We start from the raw sequence: 849 nt of genomic DNA, 5'->3' as shown, positions 1-849 counted from the left end.
TTTATGCAATTATCGATGACTTAGAAAATAAGCTAGAGCCAGTCATTGAAGAAGCGATAAAGCTAGCTAACAAGTAACTTATTATATGTTGGCTTTCAACTAACGGGAAACGTTAGTTAAATGAAGACCATGAATAAGCTGTCGGCGCCGATCGGCAGCTTTATTACGTTAACGGGCAGGATAGTTCCAATATGTGGTAGAATTAATGTGGTACTTAAATCTAAGGTGTGAGGACATGAAATGGATCTTATCCAATTAGAACGGGCTTTAATGAGTGGTAATCAAGACGAAGCATCTGCAGCAATTTCTGAGGCAAGTCGATACAAGAATAAAGAAGTAGTCTTAATGCTGATAAAACATCTAAAAAATACGGAAAACAAAATACTTAGAAATGAAATTGCTTTAGCCTTAAGCGATTTTAGAAATCCAGAGGCAGTGGAGCCAATTATAGAACTACTCAAGGACCCGAAAACTTTAGGTAGCAGGGGCTCCTTGTTGTATGCCTTGAGACCATTTGATTATTCATCCCATCTAGAGTTATTAATCGATTTTCTGATTAACGGAAATTTTGAGGTGCGTCATGAGGCTAAATATTTACTGCAGCTACTGAATGTCCGAATCCCGGGAGATCAGATAATTAAAATTAAAAAAGCCATTAATGAATTTGAAGATAGAATCGACTTGCTTTTAGAAACACTTGATGAATTAGAGAATGGAAAATAACCTTGTCATTGAACAAACGGGAGACGATAGTGCGGCAGCTGATAGGGATCAGCTGCCGCTTTTTATGGAATAAAAGGGAGGATAGGTGGGATTCTGATGTTAATTAATAGGTATTATAGTCCCTTG

Annotated in this window: 1 protein-coding gene; it reads left to right on the top strand. The window is 37.3% G+C overall.

The features are described from left to right. Positions 1-240: 240 nt before the first annotated feature. Positions 241-723 (top strand): HEAT repeat domain-containing protein, encoded by a 483-nt coding sequence (locus WFJ73_RS33160; protein WP_336776994.1) that lies wholly within the window; start codon positions 241-243, stop codon positions 721-723. Positions 724-849: the final 126 nt, after the last annotated feature.

This window comes from Paenibacillus sp. MMO-58 (assembly GCF_037146255.1).
Lineage (GTDB): Bacteria > Bacillota > Bacilli > Paenibacillales > Paenibacillaceae > Pristimantibacillus.
This window is presented reverse-complemented; position numbering and strand designations above follow the sequence as displayed.

What these genes read in the sequence shown, in the direction of transcription:
- WFJ73_RS33160 (WP_336776994.1), top strand. Translation starts at nt 241, where the DNA reads ATGGATCTTATCCAATTAGAACGGGCTTTAATGAGTGGTAATCAAGAC.